The organism is Xanthomonas sp. SI (genome assembly GCF_014236855.1).
GTDB lineage: Bacteria > Pseudomonadota > Gammaproteobacteria > Xanthomonadales > Xanthomonadaceae > Xanthomonas_A.
Genome location: NZ_CP051261.1, coordinates 4,055,488 through 4,080,667, shown reverse-complemented (window position 1 = coordinate 4,080,667; position 25,180 = coordinate 4,055,488). Strand labels below are relative to the sequence as shown.

The 25,180-nt window shown below is 69.6% G+C and carries 23 protein-coding genes; 13 read left to right on the top strand and 10 right to left on the bottom strand.

The genetic code is table 11. From position 1 onward, the window contains the following. Positions 1–24: 24 nt before the first annotated feature. Complete coding sequence (locus HEP75_RS17295; protein ID WP_185824326.1) at positions 25–954, top strand: DUF6607 family protein; 930 nt, start codon at positions 25–27, stop codon at positions 952–954. A 93-nt stretch (positions 955–1,047) separates the two neighbouring features. Here the strand turns inward: HEP75_RS17295 and HEP75_RS17290 are convergent, their stop codons facing one another. The 3 genes from HEP75_RS17290 to HEP75_RS17280 all read right to left on the bottom strand — a co-directional run bounded on the left by HEP75_RS17290 (position 1,048) and on the right by HEP75_RS17280 (position 4,693). Beyond that, complete coding sequence (locus tag HEP75_RS17290; RefSeq protein WP_185824325.1) at positions 1,048–1,437, bottom strand: endonuclease; 390 nt, start codon at positions 1,435–1,437, stop codon at positions 1,048–1,050. Positions 1,438–1,610: 173 nt separating this feature from the next. After that, positions 1,611–4,094 carry an FtsX-like permease family protein gene (locus tag HEP75_RS17285; protein WP_185824324.1) on the bottom strand — a complete coding sequence of 828 codons (2,484 nt, stop codon included), beginning with the start codon at positions 4,092–4,094 and terminating at the stop codon, positions 1,611–1,613. Further along, a complete protein-coding gene (locus HEP75_RS17280) occupies positions 4,091–4,693 on the bottom strand; it encodes an ATP-binding cassette domain-containing protein (RefSeq protein ID WP_185824323.1) in 603 nt (200 codons plus the stop codon). The genes HEP75_RS17285 and HEP75_RS17280 overlap by 4 nt, the downstream gene beginning before the upstream one ends. 125 nt (positions 4,694–4,818) lie before the next feature. Here HEP75_RS17280 and HEP75_RS17275 point away from each other — a divergent pair, with 125 nt between their 5' ends. From HEP75_RS17275 to HEP75_RS17265, 3 genes are all read left to right on the top strand, one after another. Continuing rightward, positions 4,819–5,484, top strand: coding sequence for an arylesterase (locus tag HEP75_RS17275; protein ID WP_185813826.1), 666 nt, complete (start codon positions 4,819–4,821; stop codon positions 5,482–5,484). 92 nt (positions 5,485–5,576) lie between these two features. After that, positions 5,577–6,290: a response regulator transcription factor gene (locus tag HEP75_RS17270; RefSeq protein ID WP_003481607.1), complete on the top strand. Its 714-nt coding sequence runs from the start codon at positions 5,577–5,579 to the stop codon at positions 6,288–6,290. A gap of 129 nt (positions 6,291–6,419) precedes the next feature. Beyond that, a complete protein-coding gene (locus tag HEP75_RS17265; RefSeq protein WP_185824322.1) occupies positions 6,420–7,700 on the top strand; it encodes a HAMP domain-containing sensor histidine kinase in 1,281 nt (426 codons plus the stop codon). Positions 7,701–7,814: 114 nt separating this feature from the next. Here HEP75_RS17265 and HEP75_RS17260 read toward each other — a convergent pair whose 3' ends face one another. The 6 genes from HEP75_RS17260 to HEP75_RS17235 all read right to left on the bottom strand — a co-directional run bounded on the left by HEP75_RS17260 (position 7,815) and on the right by HEP75_RS17235 (position 16,657). Beyond that, the gene (locus HEP75_RS17260) at positions 7,815–9,236 is read right to left on the bottom strand and encodes an efflux transporter outer membrane subunit (RefSeq protein ID WP_185813824.1); all 1,422 of its coding nucleotides are present in this window, start codon (positions 9,234–9,236) and stop codon (positions 7,815–7,817) included. 4 nt (positions 9,237–9,240) lie between these two features. Then, entirely contained in the window at positions 9,241–10,413 is a 1,173-nt protein-coding gene (locus HEP75_RS17255) for an efflux RND transporter periplasmic adaptor subunit (protein ID WP_185824321.1), read from the bottom strand. Then, positions 10,403–13,615: an efflux RND transporter permease subunit gene (locus HEP75_RS17250; RefSeq protein WP_185824320.1), complete on the bottom strand. Its 3,213-nt coding sequence runs from the start codon at positions 13,613–13,615 to the stop codon at positions 10,403–10,405. Before HEP75_RS17250 ends, HEP75_RS17255 begins: the two co-directional genes overlap by 11 nt. Positions 13,616–13,748: 133 nt before the next feature. Beyond that, positions 13,749–15,203, bottom strand: a complete 1,455-nt coding sequence (locus tag HEP75_RS17245; protein ID WP_185813821.1) for a HAMP domain-containing sensor histidine kinase — start codon at positions 15,201–15,203, stop codon at positions 13,749–13,751. After that, a complete protein-coding gene (locus tag HEP75_RS17240) occupies positions 15,181–15,867 on the bottom strand; it encodes a response regulator transcription factor (RefSeq protein ID WP_185813820.1) in 687 nt (228 codons plus the stop codon). Before HEP75_RS17240 ends, HEP75_RS17245 begins: the two co-directional genes overlap by 23 nt. 79 nt (positions 15,868–15,946) lie before the next feature. Further along, positions 15,947–16,657, bottom strand: coding sequence for an SGNH/GDSL hydrolase family protein (locus HEP75_RS17235; protein ID WP_185824319.1), 711 nt, complete (start codon positions 16,655–16,657; stop codon positions 15,947–15,949). Positions 16,658–16,859: 202 nt separating this feature from the next. Between HEP75_RS17235 and HEP75_RS17230 the strand changes: the two genes are divergently transcribed. From HEP75_RS17230 to HEP75_RS17190, 9 genes are all read left to right on the top strand, one after another. After that, positions 16,860–17,240, top strand: coding sequence for a diacylglycerol kinase (locus tag HEP75_RS17230; RefSeq protein ID WP_185820934.1), 381 nt, complete (start codon positions 16,860–16,862; stop codon positions 17,238–17,240). Positions 17,241–17,279: 39 nt separating this feature from the next. Beyond that, a complete protein-coding gene (locus HEP75_RS17225) occupies positions 17,280–18,029 on the top strand; it encodes a TerC family protein (RefSeq protein ID WP_185820933.1) in 750 nt (249 codons plus the stop codon). A 76-nt stretch (positions 18,030–18,105) separates the two neighbouring features. Next, positions 18,106–18,753: a LemA family protein gene (locus tag HEP75_RS17220; RefSeq protein WP_185824318.1), complete on the top strand. Its 648-nt coding sequence runs from the start codon at positions 18,106–18,108 to the stop codon at positions 18,751–18,753. A gap of 184 nt (positions 18,754–18,937) precedes the next feature. Continuing rightward, the gene (locus HEP75_RS17215) at positions 18,938–19,900 is read left to right on the top strand and encodes a TPM domain-containing protein (protein ID WP_185824317.1); all 963 of its coding nucleotides are present in this window, start codon (positions 18,938–18,940) and stop codon (positions 19,898–19,900) included. Then, positions 19,900–20,391 carry a TPM domain-containing protein gene (locus HEP75_RS17210; RefSeq protein ID WP_185824316.1) on the top strand — a complete coding sequence of 164 codons (492 nt, stop codon included), beginning with the start codon at positions 19,900–19,902 and terminating at the stop codon, positions 20,389–20,391. The genes HEP75_RS17215 and HEP75_RS17210 overlap by 1 nt, the downstream gene beginning before the upstream one ends. A gap of 303 nt (positions 20,392–20,694) precedes the next feature. Then, a complete protein-coding gene (gene lgt / locus HEP75_RS17205; RefSeq protein WP_185820929.1) occupies positions 20,695–21,576 on the top strand; it encodes a prolipoprotein diacylglyceryl transferase in 882 nt (293 codons plus the stop codon). After that, on the top strand, positions 21,573–22,367 hold the full coding sequence (locus tag HEP75_RS17200) for a thymidylate synthase (RefSeq protein ID WP_185824315.1): 795 nt from the start codon (positions 21,573–21,575) through the stop codon (positions 22,365–22,367). Before lgt ends, HEP75_RS17200 begins: the two co-directional genes overlap by 4 nt. 107 nt (positions 22,368–22,474) lie before the next feature. Continuing rightward, the gene (locus HEP75_RS17195) at positions 22,475–22,969 is read left to right on the top strand and encodes a dihydrofolate reductase (RefSeq protein ID WP_255423889.1); all 495 of its coding nucleotides are present in this window, start codon (positions 22,475–22,477) and stop codon (positions 22,967–22,969) included. Between the two features lie 307 nt (positions 22,970–23,276). Beyond that, positions 23,277–24,206: an IS110 family transposase gene (locus HEP75_RS17190; protein WP_185824313.1), complete on the top strand. Its 930-nt coding sequence runs from the start codon at positions 23,277–23,279 to the stop codon at positions 24,204–24,206. 44 nt (positions 24,207–24,250) lie between these two features. On the opposite strand, the gene HEP75_RS17185 is transcribed toward HEP75_RS17190, so the two are convergent. Then, positions 24,251–25,177 carry a symmetrical bis(5'-nucleosyl)-tetraphosphatase gene (locus HEP75_RS17185; protein ID WP_185824312.1) on the bottom strand — a complete coding sequence of 309 codons (927 nt, stop codon included), beginning with the start codon at positions 25,175–25,177 and terminating at the stop codon, positions 24,251–24,253. Positions 25,178–25,180 lie beyond the last annotated feature (3 nt).

The following is a 25,180-nucleotide window of genomic DNA, read 5'->3' as shown; positions in this document are numbered from 1 at the left end:
CAGCTACCGCAACCGACCACGACGATGAAATCACCGCTTCTGCTGCTCCTGCTCGCCGCTACCGGCCTGGCCCACGCCCAGGACGCCGATCCGCAACGCGACCGCACCAGCATCCTGGCGATGCAAGGCGAGTACATGGTGGATTTCGCCTTCGACGAGACCGTCCTGCTCAAGCCCGGCTACGAGCGCGCGCCGGCGATGCGCAGCGGCGCCAACGAAGTGGTGATCGTGGTCGAGGACAGCCCGCGCAAGGTGGTGCTGCAGCACCTGCTGGTCGACACCAAGAGCGGCCACGTGACCAAGCACTGGCGCCAGGACTGGAGCTACGAGGCGCCGCAGCGCTTCGAGTTCAGCGCCGACCAGACCTGGCAGGTGCGCCCGCTGGACGCGGCCGCGACCCGCGGCGCCTGGACCCAGTGCGTGTACGAAGTCAGCGACGCGCCGCGCTACTGCGGCACCGGCCGCTGGGACTACGCCGACGGCCACCCGACCTGGACCAGCGACCTGAGCTGGCGTCCGCTGCCGCGCCGCGAATACACCAAGCGCAGCGACTACAACGCGCTGGCGGTGATCAACCGGCACACCCTGACCCCGGCCGGCTGGACCCACGAGCAGTTCAATACCAAGGTGCTGCGCAAGCCCGACGGCAGCCAGCAGCCGATCGCGCGCGAATTCGGCTTCAACGACTACGTCAAGACCGGCGAGGTCGACTTCAAGCCGGCCTACGACTACTGGAAGGCGACGCAGGGCTATTGGGCCAAGGTGCGCGCGCACTGGGACGCCTTCCTCGGCAAGCCGCCGGGCGTGCACCTGAAGACCAAGCTCGACGGCATGGCGATGATCATGCCGCTGTTCGAGCAGGCCGAGGCGGTGCAGCAGGGCAAGCCGGTGGCCGATACCAAGATCGCCGCGGTGTTCGCGCAGTGGGTGGAGCCGGCGCCCGCCGAGCGTTGAACGCCGCTGTGACGCAGAGCCAGGGTGGGAAGGCGGCCGGGACTGGCGCCTTCCCTTTTTTGCCCGGCGCAGGCAGCGCGCCGCGGCGCCGGGCTACAGGTCGGTCACCAGGTGGTAGCTCAATCCCTTGCGCTCGGGCAGGGTGAAGATCCATGGAAAACCGACCGACAGCCCGCTGAGGTCGAGCCACTGCGGATTGAACGACTCGATCAGGCCGCGCTGCCAGCAATGGCTGAGCCGGGAGATCTCCGCGGCGCGCAGCAAGGCGGCCACTTCGTTCTCGCACTCCTCGTACCACACCGCGAGGATCGCGACCGGATCTTCGGTTTGCCCACGCACGCTGTTGCGCTCGCGCAGGGTCTTGCCCACGCCATCGAGCGCCTGCGGCGTCGGTGCGGTGGCGATGTAGTACTGGCCGCTGCGGGTCTCGGCCATGATGCAGGCCAGGTACGGCACGCCGTTGCGGGAGAGGGTGTCGCTCATCGGCCAGGCACGTTCTGCATGGGAATTGCGATTGTGCCGGCAAGCGGAGGCGGTTGCAGCATCCGTCTTGCGCGCTGTCGCCGGGTGCCGACGGTGGCGGCTGCGCACGCCTGCGGCCGCCTTGGCACTGCGCGCAGCGATTGCCACGCGCGCACCTTGGACTCAGCGCGCGCTCAGTTCTCGCGCAGCGCCAGCGCCGGCGGCGTGCGCAGGATGCGGCGCGTGCCCGACCAGCCGGCGAGCAGGCTCAGCAGCACGCCGCCGACCCCGCCCAGCAGCAGCGCCGGCCACGGCGGCGACAGCGTCAGTTGGAACGCTTGCTGCGCCACCACCACGCCGATCCCTGCCGCCGCGCCGACCGCCAGGATCGCCGCGAGCAGGCCGAGCGCGCCGAATTCCACCAGCACCGCGCCGCGCAACTGGCCGCGGCGTGCGCCCAGCGTGCGCAGCACCGCACTGTCGTAGCGGCGCTCGCCGGCGGTGGCCTGCAGCGCTGCCAGCAACACCAGCACGCCGGCCAGCAGGCTGAAGCCCATCACCAGTTGCACCGCCTGCGCCACCTGGTCGATCACCTCGCGCACCCGCCCCAGGATCGCGTCGATGTCCAGCAGCGACACGTTCGGATAGGTGCGGCTGAGCCCGCTCAATTGCGCCGCCGAACCGCGCGGCAGGTGGAACGCGGAGATCAGGTTGTACGGCGCGTCCTGCACCGCGCCGGCGTTGAGCAACAGGAAGAAATTGACCCGGAACGAATCCCAGTCGGCCTTGCGCACGCTGGTCACGGTGAAGCTGCGCTGCTGCTCGCCGAGCAGCAAGGTGATGCGGTCGCCGAGCTTGAGGCCGTAGCGCTGCGCCCAGGCTTCCTCCACCGAGGCTTCCGCAGCGGTGCTGTCGGCGGCCCAGAAACGGCCGGACAGCAGGCGGTTGGCGGCGGGGAATTCGTGCCGCCAGGAGAAGTTGATCGGTCGGTCGGCGCCATCGCCGTCGTCTTCCGGACCCTGTTCCTGGCGCTGCGGCGGCTTGCCGTTGATCGCCACCAGCTTGCCGGTGCTGAAAGGCTCAACCGCCGCGTCGGTGACGCCGAGCCCGCGCAACGTGCCGAGCACGTGCTCGGCCTGGTCGGGCTGGATGTTCATCAGGAAGTAGTTCGGTGTGTCCGCCGGCAGCCGGTCGCGCCATTGGCCGAGCAGGCCCGGGCCGATCACCGCCAGCAGCAACAGCGCACACAGCGACAGCGACAGCCCGACCAGTTGCACCACGCTCAGCGCGCGGCGCCGGGTCAGCGCGGCCAGGCCCAGCTTCCACGGCCCGCGCAGGCGCGATTGCAGCCGCCGCAGCAGGGCGAGCAGCAGGCCGCCGACCGCCGCGGCGAGCGCGGCCAGCAGGGTCAGCCCGCCCAGCACCCAGGCCGCGAGCACGCCGTCGCCGGTGGCGTACACCGCCAGCACCACGGTGGCGACCAATGCGGCGGCGTAGACCAGCAGCGAGGTCGGCGGCAGCGCGGCGAAGCTGCGGTTGAGCACGCGCATCGGCGGTACGTCGCGCAGCCGCAGCAGCGGCGGCAGGCCGAAGCCGAGCAGCAGCAACAGGCCGATGCCGGCGCCGGCCAGGGCCGGGGTCGCCTGCGGCAGCGGCAGCCGGTTCGGGATCAGGCTGCCCAGCGCTTCGACAAGGCCGATCTGCGCCAGCATGCCCAGGCCCACGCCGAGCGCGCAGGCGGGAATCGCCAGCAGCAACAACTGCAGCGCCAGCGCGCCGAGGATGTCGCGCTGGCGCGCGCCCAGGCAGCGCAGCACCGCCACGCTGTCGATGCGGCGCAGCGCGAAGCGATTGGCCGCCAGCGCGGTGGCGACGCCGGCCAGCAGCACCGCCAGCAACGCGGTCAGCGCGAGGAACCGGCCGGCGCGGTCGAACGCACCGCGCACGCCGCGCTGGGTGTCCTCGATGCCGACCAGGCGGAACGCCTTGGCGCGCGGCTTCAGCCATTCGCGCAGCGCGGCGATCTCGCCCGGCGCGCCGGCGAACATCAGCCGGTACGAGGCGCGGCTGCCGGGGCCAAGCAGGCCGGCGGCATCGACGTCGGCGCGGTTGACCAACAGCGGCGGCGACAGCTGCATCAGTTCGCCCGACGCATCCGGCTCGGCGCGCAGCACCCGGGTCACGCGCAGCGTGCCGGCGCCGAATTCCAGAGCGTCGCCCAGCTTCAGTCCCAGCGCCTCGAGCAGGCGCGGATCGGCGTAGGCCTGGCCGCGCGGCGGCGGGCCGGCGCGCTCGCTGCCGGCGCCGGCGGTGTCGCGCGCGACCCGCAATTCGCCGCGCAACGGATAGCCGACGTCGACCGCCTTGATGTTGGCCATCTGGCTGGCGTCGCCATGGAACAGCACGCTGGGAAAGCTGACCAGGCGCGTGTGGCGCACGCCGCGGCGCTGCGCTTCCTCGGCGAACGCGGTAGGGATGTCCTGGCGCCCGGTGACGCCGAGGTCGCCGCCGATCACCTCGGCGGCGCTGCCGGTCAGCGCCAGGGTGACGCGATCGACCAGGGTGCCGACCGCGGTCATCACCGCCACGCCCAGCACCAGCGCGGCGAACACGGTCAGCAGGTCGCCGGCGAACAGTTCGCGGCGCAGCGCGCGCGCGGCGTGGCGCAGCACGTTCATGCGTCGGCCACCGCTTCGGCCTGGCGCAGGCGCCCGCGGTCGAGCCGGTAGCGGTGCTCGCAACGCTGCGCCAGGCGCAGGTCGTGGGTGACCAGCACCAGGGTGGTGTCGCTGCCGGCGTTGAGCGCGAACAGCAGGTCGCTGATCTGCTGGCCGGTGGCCTGGTCGAGGCTGCCGGTGGGTTCGTCGGCGAACAGGATCCGCGGCCGCGCCACGAACGCGCGCGCCAGCGCCACGCGCTGCTGCTCGCCGCCGGACAGCTGCCGCGGGTAGTGCCGCGCCCGCGCGGTCAGGCCGACCGCCTCCAGCACCTCGCGCACCCGCGTCGGATCCTCGCGCCCGGCCAGTTCCAGCGGCAGCGCGATGTTTTCGGCGGCGGTCAGCGACGGCAGCAGGTGGAAGCTCTGGAACACGAAACCGACCTCGCGCGCACGCAGCGCGGCGCGTGCTTCCTCGTCCAGCGCATTGAGCGATTGCCCGGCGAGCACGATCTCGCCGCGCGTGGGCAGGTCCAGGCCGGCGAGCAGGCCGAGCAGGGTAGTCTTGCCGGAACCGGAGGCGCCGACGATGGCGACGCTGTCGCCTTCACCGATGGTCAATCCGACGTTGTCGAGAATGTGGACCGTGCCCTCCGGTCCGCTGACGGATTTGCCGACATCGCGTACGTCGATCGCGATGCCGGTGCGGGGAGTGGGGGCCAGACTGTCGATGAGGAAATCTCCGGATGCGTGGCAACGATACGAAAGGAACGCCTGCCTGGACGCGCAGCGCCTGGCTCCTGGCCTGTCTGGCATGGTGTCTGCTGCTGCCCGCCATCGCCTGTGCCAAAGGTGCGACGGGGCCGGTGCTGGTGGTCGGCGACAGCCTCAGCGCTGCGCACAACATCCCGGTCCAGTCCGGCTGGGTGGCGCTGCTGGAGCGCCGCCTGCAACAACAGATGCAGGCGCCACCGGCCGTAGTCAATGCCAGCATCAGCGGCGAGACCTCTTCCGGTGCGCTGACCCGGCTGCCGGCGCTGCTGCAAAAGCACCGCCCGGCGGTGGTGGTGATCGAACTCGGTGGCAACGATGCGCTGCGCGGGCTGACCCCGGCGGAACTGCGCGGCAATCTGGAGAAGATGATCGTGCTCAGCCGTAATGCCGGTGCGAAGGTGCTGTTGCTGGGGATCGACGTGCCGCCGAACTACGGGCCGGCCTACCGGCAGCGGCTGCGCGCGGTCTACGCCGACCTGGCCAAGCAATACCAGACCGGGCTGCTGCCGTTCCTGCTGGAGGGCGTGGCGCTGAACCCGGCGCTGATGCAGGACGACGGCCTGCATCCCACCGCCGCCGGCCAGCCGAAGGTCCTGGACAACGTGTGGCCCAAGCTCAAACCCTTGATCGGCGGGTAATTTTCGCGCCGCTCAGGCATATGAAGCGGTCTTCACGCGGTCACCACCGCGCTTCCGGCATGTTTCACAAAGCTGAAGACTGAGGAAGCTCTATGCGTCAGACCAAGGAAACCTCCGGACTCGTTCTGGTCGTCGAGGACAACCGCAACATCTCCGAAATGATCGGCGAATACCTGGAAGGCCGCGGATTCGAAGTGGACTACGCCTGCGATGGCTTGGACGGCTATCGCCTGGCGGCGGAGAACAGCTACGACGTGGTGGTGCTGGACCTGATGCTGCCACGCCTGGATGGCATCGAAGTGTGTCGCCGTTTGCGCAACGACGCGCGCAAGTCCACGCCGGTGCTGATGCTGACCGCGCGCGACACGCTCGACGACAAGCTCACCGGCCTGGGCTTCGGCGCCGACGATTATCTGACCAAGCCGTTCGCGATCCAGGAACTGGAAGCGCGGCTGCGCGCGTTGATCCGCCGCGAGCGCCGCCAGGTCGGCTCGGAAGTGCTGAAGGTGGCGGACCTGGTGCTGGATCCGGTGAGCATGCGTGCGACCCGTGCCGGCACCGAACTGCAGCTGTCGCCGATCGGCCTGCGCCTGTTGACCATCCTGATGCGCGAATCGCCGCGCGTGGTCACCCGCCAGGAGATCGAGCGCGAGATATGGGGCAACGGCCTGCCCGACTCGGATACGCTGCGCAGCCATCTGTACAACCTGCGCAAGATCATCGACAAGCCGTTCGACCGGCCGCTGCTGCACACCGTGCAGAGCGCCGGCTACCGCATCGCCGACATCGCCCAGCCGATGAGCTGAGCGGTACCGGCTGGCTTCGTTAAGAGGCCGGCGTTCGTTACGCAGCAGGCCCCGGCAACGGGGTCTGCTTGCACGGCGGATTCACGATTCGCCCTCCTATAATCGCGGCGACTTCACACGGAAGCTGTAATGCCGCACGGTTTGCCGCGCAAAATCCGCCTTGCCCTGATCGCCCGAATCCTGTTCGCTGGCTGCATCGTCGCGTTGGGCAGTTATCTGGTGGTCGCGGTCGTGCAGCACTCGCTGGTGGGATCGGTGATGCGCCAGGAAGCCGCGCACTACTGGCGCCTGTATGCGCAGTCTCCCGCGCAGCCGCCGCCCAACAGCCACACCTTGCGCGGCTATCTGGTGCCGGCCGGGCAATCGGATGCGGCGGTGCCGGCAAATCTGCGCGGCCTCGATCCCGGCCTGCACGAGAACCGCCCTGGCGGCGAGATGGTGCTGGTCGACGAGACCAAGGCCGGGCGCCTGTACCTGGTGTTCCTGCGCGCGCAGGCGCAGCGCCTCGCGTTCTGGTTCGGCATCGTGCCGGCGCTGCTGACCCTGATCGCGGTCGTGGTGGTGGGGTGGCTGACCCATCGCGCCTCGCGGCGCCTGCTGTCGCCGGTGAACTGGCTGGCGCGGCGCGTATCGCAGTGGGATCCGCGGCATCCGTCCACCGCCGACCTGGCGCCGGAAAACCTGCCGGCCGACGTGCAGGGCGAATCGCGGCAACTGGCCGCCGCGCTGCATGCGCTGGCCTTGCGCGTCACCGACCACGTGTCGCGCGAGCGCAACTTCACCCGCGATGCCAGCCACGAATTGCGCACGCCGCTGACCGTGATCCGCGTCGCCAGCGACATCGCGATGACCGATCCCGACCTGCCGCCGCGGCTGGGCCGCAGCCTGCAGCGCATCCAGCGCGCCGGCCGCGACATGGAGGCGGTGATCGACGCGTTCCTGATCCTGGCGCGCGAGGCGGACGTGGTGCCGCAGAGCGAGACCTTCGAGGTCGCCGACGTGGTCGAGTACGAAGCCGAGAATGCGCGCGAGCTGTTGACCAGCAAGCCGGTGACGCTGACCGTCAGCGTGCTCGCCGCCACGCGCCTGCACGCGCCGCCGCGGGTGCTGCACGTGGTGGTCAGCAACCTGCTGCGCAACGCCTGCAGCTATACCGATGCCGGCAGCATCGTGGTCGAGATCGGCAGCGACCGGATCAGCATCCGCGATACCGGCATCGGCATGTCCAGCGAAGCGCTGCAGCGCGCGTTCGAGCCGTTCTTCCGCGCCGAGCCTGACCGCCCGCAGGGCACCGGGCTGGGCCTGTCGATCGTGCGCCGGCTGTGCGAGCGCTTCGGCTGGCGGATTGGGCTGGAAAGCGTGGAAGGTGGCGGCACCACCGCCACCGTGCGCTTCGATCCGGCCAAGTGAGCTGCGGCGGTGCGAGCTGCTTGCGGCCGCGAGCAGCTCGCACTGCACGATCGCCATCGGGGCGGGTGCACGAACCGCGCGGCAGCGGGTTTGCCGAGCGCGCCTGGCGCGATGTCAGGCCTTTTGCTGCGTCGTCCATCCGCCGCCCAGCGCGCGGATCAAGGCGACGCTGGCGCGCAACTGGCGGGTTTCCAGGTCGATGACGCTGCGCCGCGCATCGAGTTCGGCGGTCTGCGCCTGCACCACGTCCAGGTAACCCGCCGCGCCCTCGCGGTAGTGGTTGAGCGCAAGATCGACCGACCGTTGCGCCGCCGCGGCCGCCGCGCGCTGATCGGTCAATGCCGTGCCCAGTTCGTGCAACAGGCTCAGGTTGTCCTCGACCTGGGCGAAGGCGGTGAGCACCACCTCGCGGTACGTCGCGCCGGCCTCGTCGGTCGCGGCCTGCGCCGCTTTCACCCCGGCCTTGCGGCGGCCGCCGTCGAACACGTTCAGCAGCAGCGTGGGGCCGATGGCCCAGAACCGGTTGGGCGCGGCGACCAGGCCGCCCCAGCGGTCGCTCTGCCAGCCGCCTTGCGCGTCGAGGGTCAGCTGCGGGAAGAATGCGGCGCGCGCGATGCCCACCTGGGCGTTCGCGGCGGCGGTGCGCCGCTCCGCGGCGGCGATGTCCGGACGGCGCTGCAACAGCGTGGACGGCAGCGCCAGCGGGATCGCCGGCACCGGCACCTGCGCAGTCTCGGCCGCGAGCTGGAAGCTGGACGCGGAATCGCCGACCAGCGCCGCGATGCCGTGCAGCACCAGCGCGCGCTGCGCCTGCGCCTGGGTGCGTTGCGACAGCGCGGTGGACAGTTGCGTCTGCGCGCGCGCCACGTCCAGGCCCGAGGCGATGCCGCCGTCGTGGCGCGACTGGGTGAGCTGCAGGGCCTTGGTGAACGCGTCGATGCTCTCGCTCAGCACGCGGATCTGGCGATCGTCGCCGTTGAGTTGCAGGTAGCTGTCGGCAAGCTGCGCTTGAAGGCTCAAGCGCGCCTGTGCGAGATCGGCGGCGGCTGCCGCCTGCTGCGCCTCGCCGGCGGCGACGGTGTCGCGTACCCGGCCCCACAGGTCCACTTCGTAATCGAGCTGGGCGCCGACGGTGTACCCGTCGTAATAGGCCGGCGAGGTGGCGCCGCGCAGCGGACGCGTGTCCGATTGGCGGTTCCGCACCGCGTTGCCGTTGAGGCCCAGGGTCGGGAAGTAGCCGGCACGCGCCTGCTGGGCGAACGCTTCGGCCTGCTGGTAATGGGCCAGCGCGGCGGCCAGCGTGGCGTTGTTGGCCAGCAGCTTCTCCTGCAGCTGGTCGAGCCGGCGGTCGCCGTAGACCTTCCACCAGCCGTCGCGGTCGATACGGTCGGCGGGCGCGGCCTCCACCCATGGCGAATGCGGATCGCCGTACTGTGCCGCCACCGGCACCTCGGGCGGGTGGTAAGTGGGCGCCAGCGAGCAGGCCGACAGGCCCAGCGACAGCAGGGCCGCCGTTACCGCAGTGCGTGCGCGCATGCGATCAGGCCTTGGCATGGTCGCCTGCCGCCTTGGGCGCGCTGATGCGCACGCGGTCGCCTTCGGCCAGGCCATCGGGCGGGCTCTCGATCAGGCGGTCGCCAGCGGCGACACCCGACCCGAGCTGCACCGTCTTGCCGAAATCGCGTGCGATGGTCACGGCCTTGAACGAGACCGTGTCGTGCGCATCGACCACGGCCACGCGCAGGCCCTTGTCGTCGAACACCAGCGCGCTGGCCGGCACGCGCAGCAGCGTGGCGTTGGCCGGAAGATCGAAGGTGACGCTGGCGTAGCTGCCCGCGAGCAGCTTGCCGTCCTGGTTGTCCACGGCCACCTGGACCAGTGTGGTGCCGGAGGCGGCGTTGATCGCTTCCGACGAACCGGTGACGACCCCGCTAAAGGTCTGGCCCGGATGCTCCGGCACCGTCAGGGTCGCACGGGCACCCGGACGCACCGACGGCGCGTAGTTCTGCGGCACGTTCACGTACATGCGCAGCTTGCGCGTGTCCGATACCACGAACAGCTCCTGGCCGCCGCCGCCGGCGTTGACCAGCGCGCCGACGTCGGTCTCGCGCGCGGTGACGGTCCCATCGAACGGCGCCACCAGCCTGGCGAACCCCTTCAGCGCCTGGATGCGCTCGAGGTTGGCTTGCGCGGCCTGCGCGAGCGCGCGCTTGGCGTCGTAGTCGCCGGTCTTCTCGTCCACTTCCTGCCTGGAAACGGAGTCGGCGTGGCCCATCGCCTGCCAGCGCTTGGCGGTGGTCTGCGCCAGCGCCGCGTTGGCGCGGGCGCTGGCCAGGTCGGCCTTGGCCTGGAGCAGCTGCTGGTCCAGGTCGGGGGTTTCGATCTCGGCGAGCACTTCGCCGGCCTTGACCTTGCTGCCGATGTCGGCCTTCCACCATTTCAGGTAACCGCTGGTGCGGGCGTAGATCGGGGCGCGGGCATACGCCTGCAGGCGTCCCGGCAGGTTGAGGTCGCCGTCGCCCTGGCCCGCTTCCGGCGTCACCAGTTGCACGGTCGGCATGGCCTGGTCGTCTGTCCATACGCGCAGCGTGCGCGCGTCGTTGGCGCGCGTGGCGACCCCGGCGACGACGATGGCCAGGACCACGATCAGCGCGATGATGCCGGCCAGGCGGAGGCGGTGCGGGGGCCGGGTGTGCGGGGTATCAGGCGACATGCAAGGACTCTCCGGAGGCGTTCGCCGGTGGGGAAGACGGATGGGCGCGGCGGCTGTGGATCATGCTGAAGACGACCGGCACGAAGAACAGCGTGGCGATGGTGGCGAAGACCAGTCCGCCGATGACGGCGCGGCCCAGCGGCGCGTTCTGTTCGCCGCCTTCGCCCATGCCCAGCGCCATCGGCGCCATGCCGATGATCATCGCCAGCGCGGTCATGAGCACCGGACGGAAACGGACGAAGCCGCCTTCCAGCGCGGCCTTCGCCGCGTCGCCGTGTTCGGCCAGGCGCTCGCGGCAGAAGCTGACCACCAGGATCGCGTTCGCGGTGGCCACGCCCATGCACATGATGGCGCCGGTCAGCGCAGGCACCGACAGGCTGGTATGCGTGGCGAACAGCATCCACACGATGCCGGCGATCGCCGCGGGCAGCGCGGTCACGATCACGAACGGATCGCTCCACGACTGGAAGTTCACCACGATCAACAGGTAGATCAGCACGATCGCGCCGAGCAGGCCGAAGATGAGTCCCGAGAACGCATTGTTCATCGTCTGCACCTGGCCGAGCAGCGCGGTGCTGGACGCCTTGGGCAGGAATTTCTGGTTGGCATCGACGATCTTCTGGATGTCGGCGGCGACCGCGCCGAGGTCGCGGTCCTGGGTGGCGGCGTAGATCTCCACCATCGAATTGATGTTGTACTGGCTGACCACCGCGCTGGTCGCGGTCCGCGACACCGTCGCCAGGCCGCCGAGGACCTGCGCGCCGCCGGTCCCGGCGCTGGGACTGATCGGCAGGTTCTCCAGGCCGGACAGGCTGTCGAGGCTGTACTGCGGGGTCTGCATCACGATCGGATACGACACCCCGTTCTGCGGATTGAGCCAGAAGGTCGGCGCGATCTGGCTGGAGCCGGCCAGGTTGACCCCCAGGCTGCTGGTGACGTCGCGCTCGGTGATGCCGACCTGCTGCGCGCGGCTGCGGTCCACGTTCACGTTGAAGCCGGGGCTGGCCTGCGATTGCTGGATGCGCGCGTCGGCCACGCCCGGCACGCGGCGGATCTCGCGCAACAGACGGTTGGCGTAGGCGTAGTTGGCCGCCAGGTTCGGGCCGCGGATCTGCAGGTCCACCGGCGCGGGCGAACCGAAGTTCAGGATCTGGCTGATGATGTCGGCCGGCGGGAACGAGAACACGACGCCGGGGAACTGCCGCGGCAGGGTCTGGCGCAGGCGCCGCACGTAGTCGGCGGTGGGCGCGTGGCCTTCGTTCAGCGCGATCTGGATGTCGCCATCCTGCGAGCCGATGGTGCCGGTGTTGTTGTAGGCGTTGTTGATGCCCGAGGACGACAGGCCGATGTTGTCGACGACGCTGGCGAGCTGCTGCTTCGGGATCAGCGTGCGCACCGCGCCGGTCACCGCGGCGAACAGGCGTGCGGTCTCTTCCACCCGCGTGCCGACCGGCGCGCGCACGTGCATCAGGATCTGGCCCGAATCCACCGCCGGGAAGAAGTTGCGGCCGAGCATCGGCACTAGCAGGAACGACAGCGCCACGCAGGCCACGAAGCCGGGCACGAACCCCCGGCGATGCGCCAGCGCGGTTTCGAGCAATGCGTGGTAGCGCGCGCGGAAGGCCTCGAAGCGTCGTTCGAAGCCGCGCTGGAAGCGCACCAGCGGATTGCGCGAAGGCGGCAGGCCGCCACCGTCGCCATGCAGGTCGGTGTGCGGCGCGTGCGGGTGCAGCAGGTACTTGGCCATCGTCGGCACCAGCGTGCGCGAGAGGATGAACGAGGCGATCATCGCAAACATCACCGCCTCGGCCATCGGCACGAACAGGAAGCGCGCCACGCCTTGCAGGAAGAACATCGGCACGAACACGATGCAGATGCACAGCAGGGAGACGAAGGCGGGCGTCACGATCTGCGCCGCTCCGTCCAGGATCGCCGTCTCGACGTTCTTGCCTTGTTCCAGGTGCCAGTTGATGTTCTCGATGGTCACCGTGGCGTCGTCCACCAGGATGCCGACCGCCAGGGCGAGGCCGCCCAGGGTCATGATGTTCAGCGTTTCGCCGATCGCCGACAGCGCGGCGATCGAACTCAGGATCGCCAACGGGATCGAGGTGGCGATGATCAGCGTCGAACGCCAGCTGCCGAGGAACAGCAGGATCATCAGGCTGGTCAGCGCCGCGGCGATCACGCCTTCGCGCGCGACCCCCTTGATGGCGCCGCTCACGAACAGCGACTGGTCGCCGATGGGGACCACCTTGAGGTTGGGCGGCAAGGCATCCTTCATCGCGGCGACGCGGTCCTTGACCCCGGCGATGATCGCCAGGGTCGAGGCCGAGCCGTTCTTCAGCACCGTCATCAGCACCGAGCGGTCGCCGTCGACGTGCACGATGTTGGTCTGCGGCGGCGCGCCGTCGCGCACGTGGGCCACGTCGCGGATGAACACCGTGGCGCCGTCGACCGCCTTCACCGGCAGGTTGCCCAGTTCCTCGATGTCGGACGGCGAGTTGTTCAGTTGCAGCGTGTATTCGTACCGGCCGATCTTCTGCGTTCCCACCGGGGTGATCAGGTTCTGCGCGGCGAGGGCGTTGGCCACGTCCTGCGCCGACAGTCCGCGCGCCTGCAGCGCCGGCGGATCGATGTCGATCTGCACTTGGCGGGTCTTGCCGCCGAACGGATACGGGATCGCCGCCCCAGCCACCGAGGTGAGCTGCGGACGGATGATGTTGAGGCCGAGGTCGGCCAGGTTCTGTTCGGTCAGGCCTTCGCCGGACAGCGCCAGCTGGATGATCGGCACCGTGGACGCGTTGTAGTTGAGGATCAGCGGCGGCGTGGTGCCCTGCGGCAACTGCCGCAGCATGGTCTGCGCGACGGCGGTGACCTGGGCGTTGGCGGTGCGGATGTCGGCGCCGGGCTGGAAGAAGATCTTGACGATGCCGAAGCCCTGGATCGAACTGGCCTCGATGTGCTCGACGTCGTTCACCGTGGTGGTGAGCACGCGTTCGAACGGCGAGGACACGCGCCCGGCCATCTGCTCGGGCGGCAGGCCGTTGTACTGCCACACCACCGCGATCACCGGGATCCTGATGTCGGGAAAGATGTCGGTGGGCGTGCGCAACGCGGCCAGCGGCCCCACGATCAGGATCAACAAGGCGAGGACGACGAAGGTATACGGTCGCGTCAGGGCGATCCGGACGATGCCAATCATGGGGGGGAGGGGTTCCGTGCGCGAATGTTGCGTCGCGGCGAATTCTGCGCCCTGGCCTGTCCTGGGCGTAGTTAAGATTTATTTAGACGTGGCGGCGGCCGGACACGTCGTTGCCGGGCCGACTGGTTGCCCGTCACTGCGCCAGCGGGCGGGCGTCCGGCAGCTGTCCGCCCGGCGCGCCGGGTTCGGCCGCGGCCGCGCGCGGTTCGGGCGGCGGGGCGGCGGCCGGGCAGATCACCGAGAACACCGCCCCGCGCGCGTCGCCGCCCACGCGCAGCGCATAGCCGTGCAGGCGCACGATGGCGCTGACGATCGCCAGCCCCAGCCCGCAGCCGGGTTTGGCGCGGGTCTGGTCGCCCCGGTAGAAGCGGCGGAAGATCGCTTCGCGCTCGCCGGGCGGAATGCCCGGCCCACTATCGGCGACGTCGATGCGCGCGTTGCCGGCCGCGTCGGTGTGCGCCGCCAGGCGGATCGTGCCGCCGTCGGGGGTGAACTTGATCGCGTTGCCGACCAGGTTGGCCAGCGCCTCGAACAGCAGATGCGGGTCGCCGCGCACGGACGGCAACCGCTCCAGCGCCAGTTCGAACACCTGCCCCCGGTCCTCGGCCAGCGGTGCGTAGAACCCGTGGACATCGTTCAGCAGCGCGCCCAGGTCCAGCGCCGCGAAGCAGGCGCTGCGCTGGCGGTCCTCCAGCTCCGACACCCGCAGCAGGGCGCGGAAGCGGGTCAGCACGGTATCGATCTCGCCGACGCAATCGTCCAATTGCTGGCCTTCGGGGCGGTCGGCGAACTGTTGCTGCAGGCGGTGCAGGCGCGTGCGCATGCGCGTGAGCGGCGTGCGCAGGTCGTGGGCGATATTGTCGGTGACACCCTTCACTTCGCCGAGCAGGCGCTCGATCTCGCCGAGCGCCTGGTTGACCGTGGCCGCGAGCAAATCCACCTCGTCGCCGCCGCGCGACACCGGCAGGCGCACGCTGAGGTCGCCCTGGCGGATGGGTTCCATCGCCTGCTGGATGGCGCGGATGCGGCGCGCGGGGCCGCGCGCGATGAGGATGCCGCCAAGCACGCCGGGCAGCAGGGTCAACGACAGCCCCCACAGCAGTCCGCGGCAGATGATCCCGCTGAGTCCGTCGATGACGTTGCTTTCCTTCGCCACCACCAGGCGCCGGCCGTCCGGCAGTTGCCGGGCGATGCCGCGCGCGCGCGTCTGGCTGCCGCGGCCGGTGTCGATCAGGCTGGCCTCGATGGGGCGGACCGTCCCGTCCTCGGCCATGCCCTTGGGCACCGCATCGATGTTGCCGGCGATGCGGCGTCCATTGGCGTCGAACAGGCCCACCCACATGAAGCCCTGGATGTCGATGGCGCTGGCCGCGGCCACCGTGTCGGCCAGGCGCCTGGGATCGGTGTTTTCCAGGTAGTGGATGCGCGCGGCCAGCATCTGGTCGACCACGTTCGACAGGTAGCGCGAGGACTCCCACTGCACCACGCCGAGCAGCACGACGCACCAGACCGCGAACAGCGCCCCGTAGATCAGGATCAGCCGCGCGGTGGCCGAACGCCAGGCGTCAGTCAGCGGGCGCAAGCACATACCCCGAGCCGCGCATGGTGCGGATGAGCGGCGGCTGGCCGTTGCCGTCGATCTTGCGGCGCAGGCGGCCGAGATGGACGTCGATCACGTTGGTCCCGGGATCGAAATGGAAGCCCCAGACGTGCTCGAAGATCATCTGCCGCGTCACCACCTGGCCGGCGTTGCGCATCAGGAACTCGAGCAGGCGGAACTCGGTGGGCAGCAGGGCCAGCGGCTGGCCGTTGCGCAGCGCGTTGTGGCGGACCAGGTCCAGTTCCAGGTCGGCCACGCGCAGGCGCGTCTGCGGCGTGGCGCTGGCGCTGCGACGGCGGCGCAGCAGCACTTCGGCGCGCGCGACAAGCTCGTCGGGCGAGAACGGCTTGGTCAGGTAGTCGTCGCCGCCGGCACGCAGGCCGCGCACGCGCTCGTCCACCTCCGACAGCGCGCTGATCATCAGCACCGGCGTTTCCACCGCGCGCTTGCGCAGTTCGGAAACGACATCGATGCCGTCCATGCCCGGCAGCATGCGGTCCAGGGTGATGATGTCGTAGCCGTCGGCCAGCGCATGGTCGAGACCGTCGCGGCCGTTGGCGATCCACACGGCGGTGAAGCCATGGGCGCCGAGCTCGGCGACGATGTCGCGGGCGGTCACTTCATCGTCTTCGATGACCAGGGCCCTGGGCATCCTGTGCTACTCCACGCGGGGGACAACGGAACGGGCCCGCCAAGGGTAGCCGGTCGGGAGCCAGGAAGGGCGCCACTGCCTACTTGCGCTGCAGATAGGGTCGCACGATGTCGCGCCACAGCGCATAGCCGGCGGCGTTCATGTGCAGATGGTCCGGGCCGAACAGTTCGCCGCGCGGTTGCCCGTCGGCGCCGAGCATCGGCGTGGCCACGTCGATGAAGTCCACCCGCTTCAGCCCGGCGGCGGCCTTGCGGATCAGCGCATTGGCTTCGGCCACCTGCGGCAGCAGCGCCGCGCGCGCCGGGCTGGGCTTGATCGAGATGTAGGCGATGCGGGTCGTGGGCAGGTCGCGGCGCACCCGCGTCACGAAGGCCAGGAAGTCGTCGCGCAGCTGCTGCGGGCTGCGGCCGCTGTTGAGGTCGTTGTCGCCGGCGTAGAACACCACCAGGCGCGGCCGGTACGGCACCACGATGCGGTCGGCATACCAGGTGCTGTCGCGGATCTCCGAACCGCCGAAGCCGCGGTTGAGCGTGTCCACGCCGGGGAAATCGCTGGCCAGCGAGGTCCAGAAGCGGATCGAGGAACTGCCGACAAACAGCACGCCGCCGGGCGTGGGCGGATGCGCGGCGTCGGCCTGGGCGAAGCGCTGCATGTCCTGTTCCCAGTCCGGACTGGAAACCTGTTCGGGGATCTTCGGTGCGGCGGCCGGAGTGAGCGCCAGGGCCGGATGCAGGCCCAGCAGGAACAGGCAGGTGGCGAGCAGCGCGGTGCGCAGCGGCGAACGGGACATGGTGCGTCTCCTGGATGCGGCGGAGCGGCGATGGTGCCGCAGGCGCGACGAGGCAGGCAAATCGGAGGCGTGCGGCGGTTCATTTCAGCGGCGAACGGGGGCTTGTGGCAAAATTGGCGCCTAGCCCGCTTCGCCATTGCCCATGACCGTTCTCTTCCGGCCGTTGCCGTTGCGTCCCCGTTCCGCAGGCCAGGCCTGATCCATGGCCGACCAATTCGGGCACCTGCCGCGCGGACCGCGCCGGATGCTGATGGCACTGCGCTGGTCGTACCAGGGGCTGCGCGCGGCCTGGCTGCACGAGTCCTCGTTCCGGCTGGAAGCGTGCCTGTTCGTGCTGCTGGCGCCGCTGGCGCTGTGGCTGGGGCAGGGGCCGGTGCAGCAGGCGCTGATGATCGGTTCGCTGCTGCTGGTGCTGGCGGTGGAACTGCTCAATTCGGCGATCGAGGCGGTGATCGAGCGCTACGGCCCCGAGCACCACGAACTGGCCGGCCGCGCCAAGGACATGGGCTCGGCGGCGGTACTGCTGATGCTGGCCAATGTCGTGCTGTGCTGGGGCCTGATCCTGCTGCCGCGCGTGCTGTGACGTCCGCCTGTCTTTTTTACCGTTAAAGGATTCGACCCCATGGCTCTCGAGTTTCTCGCCGATCCCAACACCTGGCTGACGCTGCTGACGCTGAGCGCGTTGGAAATCGTGCTGGGCATCGACAACCTGGTGTTCATCTCCATCGCGGTGGGCAAACTGCCCGAGGCGCAACGCCCGGCCGCGCGCAAGTTCGGCATCGCGGTGGCGTGCCTGACCCGCATCGCGCTGCTGGTGTCGCTGGCGTTTCTGGCGCGGATGCAGGGCGAGTTGTTCAGCGTCGCCGGCATGGGCATCTCGGTGCGCGACCTGGTGTTGATCGTCGGCGGCGTGTTCCTGCTGGTGAAGGGCACGATGGAGATCCGCGAGATGATCACCGGCGGCGAAGACGCCGATCCCACCACCAGCAAGGCCTCGGGCGTGTTCTGGATGGTGATCGCGCAGATCGCGGTGATCGACATCGTGTTCTCGCTGGACTCGGTGATCACCGCGGTCGGCATGGCCCAGCACATCCCGGTGATGGTGGCGGCGGTGCTGCTGGCGGTGGCGGTGATGCTGCTGGCGGCCAACCCGCTGGGCCGCTTCATCGACGCCAACCCGACGGTGAAGATGCTGGCGCTGGCGTTCATCCTGATGATCGGCGTGGTGCTGATCCTGGACGGCCTGGACGTGCACGTGCCCAAGCCCTACATCTACGCGGCGATGGGCTTCTCGGTGCTGGTGGAATGGCTGAACCTGCTGATGCGCCGCCGCGCCGCCGCGCACCACGTGCCCGGCGCCGGCAAGTGGTGAACGGCTGACCCAGGCGCGGCTGCGTTTTCACGGGGGGCGTGGCAAGCTGCGCCCTGTCTTCATGCCGGAGAGCGCCATGCGCCTGTTGTCCCGCTCGTTGTTCCTCGCCGCCGTGGTGGCGCTGTTGTCCGGTTGCGGCTACAACGCGATCCAGCAGAAGGACGAGGCGGTCAAGGCCGGCTGGTCCGAGGTGCTGAACCAGTACAAGCGCCGCGCCGACCTGATCCCGAACCTGGTCAACACGGTCAAGGGCTATGCCGACCAGGAGCGGCAGGTGCTGACCGACGTGACCAATGCGCGCGCGCGGGTCGGCCAGGTCCAGGTCAACGCCGACGATGCGGCTTCGCTGCAGCAGTTCCAGCAAGCGCAGGGCCAGCTGTCCAGCGCGTTGTCGCGGCTGCTGGTGGTCACCGAGAACTATCCGAACCTCAAGTCCGACCAGTCGTTCCGCGACCTGCAGGCGCAGCTGGAAGGCACCGAGAACCGCATCACCGTGGCGCGCGGCCGCTACATCCAGGCGGTGCAGGACTACAACACCTTCATCCGCTCGTTCCCGCAGGTGATCACGTCGAAGATCTTCGGCTACAAGGAAAAGCCGAACTTCTCCGTGGCCAACGAGGCGCAGATCTCCGAGGCGCCGGCGGTGAATTTCGGTGGCCAGCCGGCGCAGACTGCGCCGCAAGCGCAACCGCAGCAGTCGCCACAGCCGGCACCTGCGCAGTAAGCGCGTTGCAGCGCCTGGCGGCGTCGACGATGGCGCCGCTGCGCGCCGGCCCGCACTGCGGGGAGCTGCCAGCTTGTGCAGCCGGGCTGGCGGCGTAAGCCAGCGAACCGCTTCCCGGGCCACGCCGCCGCTGCGGTTTCTTCCCTTCGATGCCGCCGCGCGATTGCGTCGGCAGGAGTCTGCAATGCGCGATACGACCATCCGCCACTGCCGCGCGCGCCGCGGCCGGCTTGTCTGGCTCGGGATGCTGCTGGCGCTGGTGCCGCTGCTGGCCTGGGCGCAGGCGGCCAGCGAGGCGCCGATCCCGGCGCTGGACACGCCCGTGGTCGATACCACCGGTACCTTGCAGCCGACCCAGCGCCTTGCGTTGGAGCAGCAGGCGGTGCAGTTGCAGCAGCGCAAGGGCAGTCAGCTGCAGGTGCTGGTGGTCGCGACCACTGCGCCGGAGACGATCGAGCAGTACACCCAGCGCGTGTTCGACACGTGGAAGATCGGCCGCAAGGGCGTGGATGACGGTGTGCTGCTGGTGGTGGCCAAGGACGACCGGCGCGTGCGCATCCAGCCCGGCTACGGCCTGGAAGGCGCGATTCCCGATGCCACCGCCAACCGCATCATCCAGGAGTACCTGGCGCCGCGGTTCCGCGCGGGCGACTACAGTGGCGGCATCGCCGAGGCCACCGCGATGCTGGTCAAGCTGATCGACGGCGAACAGCTGCCGCCGCCGGTGAGCACGCACGCGGCCGAATCGCGTTCCGGCGGCAAGCTGCCGTTGGGTTTCTTCGGTGGCCTGTTCGCCGCCTTCGTCGCGCAACTGCTGTTCGCACGCGCGCCGCGTCTGCTGCGCGGCGTGCTGGCGGCGCTGGCCGGCGGTGGCGTGGGGCTGCTGCTGAGCCTGTCGCTGTTCGTCGCCGCGCTGACCGGCGCGATCGGGCTGGTGCTGGGCCTGCTGTCGGGCGTCTCGCCGGGCCGCTCGGTCGGCGGCGGTGGTGGCGGTGGTTGGGGCGGCGGCGGATTCGGGGGCGGCTTCGGCGGCTTCGGTGGTGGTGGTTTTGGAGGAGGCGGTGGCTTCGGCGGTGGAGGCGGAGGCGGCGGCTGGGGCGGAGGCGGCGGCAGTTCGGGAGGCGGTGGCGCCTCGGGGAGTTGGTGATGCGTCTGCTACGCCATCTGTTCGCACCGGCGGCGCGCACGCTGTTCCCCAACGCCAGCCTGGAGCGCATCGGCGCGGCGATCGCCGACGGCGAGCGGCTGCATCGCGGCCAGGTGATGTTCGCGGTCGAATCGGCGCTGGCACCGGCGGCGCTGCTGCGCGGCATGGCGCCGCGCACGCGCGCCGAGCAGGCCTTCGCGCAATTGCGCACCTGGGATACCGAGGCCAACAACGGCGTGCTGATCTATCTGCTGTTGGCCGACCATCGGATCGAGATCGTGGCCGATCGCGGCCTGCGCGGGCGCGTCGACGCCGCGCAATGGCGCGAGGTCTGCGCGCTGATCGAGCGCGACATGCGCGCCGGCCAGCCCGAGCAGGCGGTGATCGCCGGGGTGGCGGCGGTATCGGCCTTGCTGGCCACGCATTTCCCCGCGCAGCCGGGCCAGGCCGAGCCCGACGAATTGCCGAACATGCCGCAACTGCTGGATTGAGCGCCGCCGCGGCATGGTCGCTGCGATGCGGGTCGCGCTGGCCCGCAGATGAAGCGGTAGCGCCGCTGCCCGTCGCGACTGCGGCGGCAGCCGGCGCCGATGGCGGACGCTCGCGCCTGCCTGCAGATGAAGCCTAGTGCAGTCCAAGTCGACCAAGACCACGGCGGCAGCCGGCGCCGATGGCAGACGCTCGCGCCTGCCGGCAGATGAAGCGGAGCGTCATCCAAGTCGACCGAGACCACGGCAGCAGCCGGCGCCAGTGGCAGAATAGGCGACCCTCGCCCTCCGGCCGACGCTCCCCGCATGACCTATCTCCACCAGATCGACCCCATCGCCTTCTCGCTCGGTCCGGTAAAGGTGCACTGGTATGGGCTGATGTACCTGGCCGCCTTCGCCTCGGCGTGGTGGCTGGGCCGGCTGCGCATCCGCGCCGGTCGCCTGCCCGGCGTGGACATGGAGGGATTCTCCGACCTGCTGTTCTACGCGATGCTCGGCGTGGTGCTCGGCGGACGCATCGGCTACATGCTGTTCTACGCGCTGGGCGATTTCCTCGCCAACCCGCTGCTGATCTTCAAGGTCTGGGACGGCGGCATGAGCTTCCACGGCGGCCTGATCGGCGTGCTGGTGGCCGCGGCGTGGTGGTCGCGCAAGTCGCGCCTGCATTTCTTCGACACCATGGATTTCGTCGCGCCGCTGGTGCCGCTGGGCCTGGGCTTCGGTCGCGTCGGTAATTTCGTCGGCGGCGAGCTGTGGGGCAAGTTCACCAATGCCGGTTGGGGCGTGATCTTCCCGCGGACGCCGGAGTTGCAGGACTGGCCGCTGGCGCAGATCCAGGCGCAGTACGCCAGCGGTGCGCTGGACAAGTTCGCGCGGCATCCCTCGCAGCTGTACGAGGCGGTGCTGGAAGGCTTGGTGATGTTCGCGATGCTGTGGGCGTTCTCGCTGCGGCCGCGCCGGCGCTATGCGGTGTCCGGCCTGTTCGCGCTGCTGTATGGCGTGTTCCGCTTCGCGGTGGAGTTCGTGCGCGTGCCCGATGCGCCGATCGGCTACCTGGCGTTCCATTGGCTAACCATGGGCCAGATCCTGAGCACGCCGCTGATCCTGCTCGGCCTGTTCCTGCTGTGGCGCTCGCGCCGCGCGCCGGTGTTGCAGCCGGCACCGGTCGCAGTGGACGCCAAGCCATGAAGGCCTACCTGGACCTGCTGCGCCACGTACTCGAGCACGGCGCCGAGAAATCCGACCGCACCGGCACCGGCACGCGCAGCGTGTTCGGCTGGCAGATGCGCTTCGATCTCAACGCCGGCTTCCCGCTGGTGACCACCAAGAAGCTGCACCTGCGCTCGATCGTGCACGAGCTGCTGTGGTTCCTGAAGGGCGAAACCAACATCGCCTACCTCAAGGACAACAAGGTCAGCATCTGGGACGAGTGGGCCGACCCGCAGGGCGAACTCGGCCCGGTGTATGGCAAGCAGTGGCGGCGCTGGACCGGCGCCGACGGCGGCGAGATCGACCAGATGCAATGGCTGGTGGACGAGATCAAACGCAATCCCGATTCGCGACGTTTGGTGATCAGCGCCTGGAACGTGGCGGAATTGCCGCAGATGGCGTTGATGCCGTGCCACAGCCTGTTCCAGTTCTACGTGGTCGACGGCAAGCTCAGCTGCCAGCTGTACCAGCGCAGCGGCGACATCTTCCTCGGCGTGCCGTTCAACATCGCCAGCTACGCGCTGCTGACCCACATGGTGGCGCAGGCCACCGGCCTGGGCGTCGGCGATTTCGTACACACGCTGGGCGACGCGCACCTGTATTCGAACCATTACGACCAGGCGCGCGAACAACTGTCGCGCACGCCGCGGCCGTTGCCGACGCTGCGCCTGAATCCCGTGGTCACCGATCTGTTCGGCTTCACCTACGACGACATCGCGATCGAGGGCTACGACCCGCATCCGGCGATCAAGGCGCCGGTGGCGGTGTGAGCGGCGGGGAGTCGGGAATGGGGAATGGGGAATCGGAAAAGGCGGCTGTAGCGGCGGGGACGGATGTGGGCGCGTCCCACGTCCCAGGTTCCAAGCCCCGGCTCACCTTGATCGCTGCGCTCGATCGCGCCAACGCCATCGGCCGCGACAACGATCTGCCGTGGCGCTTGCCGGACGACCTGAAGCGCTTCAAGGCGCTGACCCTGGGCAAGCCGGTGCTGATGGGGCGCAAGACCGCGCAGTCGCTCGGGCGCGCGTTGCCGGGTCGCTTGAACCTGGTGATGACGCGCTCGGGGCAGGTGCCGTTCGAGGGCATGCAGGCGGTCGCCTCGCTGCAGGCGGCGATAGAGGCGGCCCAGGCCAGCGGCGCCGAAGAGCTGTCGGTGATCGGTGGCGGCGACATCTTCGCGTTGGCGCTGCCGCACGCCGAGATGCTGTATCTGACCCACGTGGACACCCTGGTCGAGCGCGCCGATGCGCATTTCCCGGCGTTCGATCCGGCGCAGTGGGAGGTCGTGGCGCGGCAGGCGCATGCGGCCGATGCCAAGCATGCGCTGGCGTTCGAATTCGTCGATTACCGGCGCAGGCAAAGCGCGCCGTAGCGGATTCGTGCGGGCGGCGCGGCGTCTGTTGTAGGAGCGGCTTCAGCCGCGACCGGGCGTTACCGGCGAGATCCTGTCGCGGCTGAAGCCGCTTGTGTCTAACGCGGGTATATCGTTGAGGTGAGAGCGGAGTGCGGCAGGCCGCTAAGTCGCAGTGCCTCACGAGCACGAGTAGGAGTCAGGACCGCCGCACTCCGATTCTCCTGCCCCAAAAGCCCGAACAGTTGCCTGAGCCGCGAGCTCGAACCTACAAGCATGGGCATCGGCAGGAGATCTCTCGTCCCTGAGTCTACTGCGGAGAACGTCTATGTCCATACAGCGCTTTGTCGGGATCGATGTTTCCAAGGCCGAACTGGCCATGCATGTCTTGCCGGACGGGCTGGCCTGGACCCAAGCCAATACGCCCGAGGGGCACGCCTGCCTGGCCGAACACCTGGCCCAGATGGGATGCGAGCGGATCGTGCTGGAAGCCAGCGGCGGCTACGAACAGGCCGTGCTGCAGGCGCTGACGCAGGCCGGTCTGCCCGCGGTCCGGTTGCCTGCCCACCGGCCCCGGGCGCTGGCGCGCGCCTTGGGCCTCAAGGCCAAGACCGATGCGCTGGATGCGCGCTTGCTGGCCATGGCGGCCCAGTGCATCCACGCCCAGCCCACCGCGGTGCTCCCTGCACCGCTACAGGCGCTGCGCGAACTGCTTCACCTGCGCAGCACCCTGGTCGCCCAGCGCGATGCGCAGCGCCGGTGCCTGGAGCACGTGACCTGCGAGGCGGTGCGCGACCAGTGGCGCGAGGTAATCGCGCTACTGCAGCAGCGCATTCGTGAGGTGTCCCGACAGATCGCGCAGGCGGGAGCGACCTGCTCTGATCTGCCCAAACTGCCCGGGCTTGGCCCGATCCTGCGCGCCACCCTGGCCGCGCGGCTTCCCGAACTGGGCACCGTGCCTGCGCGCAAGATCGTCGCCCTGGTCGGGCTGGCGCCGTTCAATCGCGATAGCGGCCGCTGGCGCGGCCAACGCCGCATCCAGGGCGGACGCGCCGACGTGCGGCGGGTGCTGTACATGGCCACCTGGGCATCGATCCGCACCGGCTCCCCGCTGGCGCACACCTACGCCCGTCTGACTGCCGCAGGCAAACCCGCCAAGGTCGCCATCGTCGCGTGCATGCACAAGTACCTGCGCTGGCTCAACGCCATCGCGCGTGATCGAGCACCGTACGCTCCTCCTGCCATTGCTGCTGCATGACAGTTGACTCCTACACGTGGCAGCCTGCCTGCCGGCAGCCATCATTAGTCTTGAGCGGGCGGCGGCGGTGTAGTGGCACCGCCACCCGCACCACGCCCACCGCCGGACCTGCGCCGCGGCGGCCGCGCACGCGGTACCGGCGGCGGCCCTTCGATCGGGCGCCCCGGCACCTGCACCACCTGCAGGTCTTCGCTGTCCAGGCGCAAGGCGGTGAGCTTGCCGCCCCAGACCGCGCCGGTGTCGATCGCGTGCACGCCCTGGGTGATGGTCAGACCCAGCGTGGACCAATGGCCGCAGACGATCTTCAGGTCGCGCTCGGCGCGGCCGGGCACTTCGAACCACGGATACAGGCCCTGCGCCTGGGTGCCCGGGGTGCCTTTCTCCTCGATCGCGATGCGCCCGCGCGGGGTGCAATAGCGGGCGCGGGTGAACAGGTTGATGATCGCGCGCGAGCGGTCGTAGCCGGTCAGCCCCGGCGACCAGGCCGGGCGGTCGCCGTACATGTTGCGGAACAGTTTGCGGTAGCCGCTGCCGTGCAGCTGCTGCTCGACTTCGCGCGCATGCTTCTCGGCCAGGGTGGTGGTCCACTTCGGCGCCAGGCCGGCATGGATCATCATCCAGCCCAGTTCGCGGTCGGCGTGCAGCAGTTTCTGCATGCGCAGCCAGGTCAGCAGTTCGTCGCGGTCCTCGGCCAGCACGATGCGCTGCAGGTCCGGATTGACCTTGCGCTGCTCGTCCGGGCTGCGCTCGCCGATCGCCAGCAGCGACAGGTCGTGGTTGCCCAGCACCACCTCGCTGTGCGCGCGCAGCGAGTGCACCAGGCGCAGGGTTTCCAGCGACTGCCCACCGCGGTTGACCAGGTCGCCGCAGAACCATAGCCGGTCCACCGCCGGGTCGAAGCGGATCTTTTCCAGCAGCCGCTGGGTGATGTCGTAGCAACCCTGCAGGTCGCCGATGGCCCACACGCTCATGCG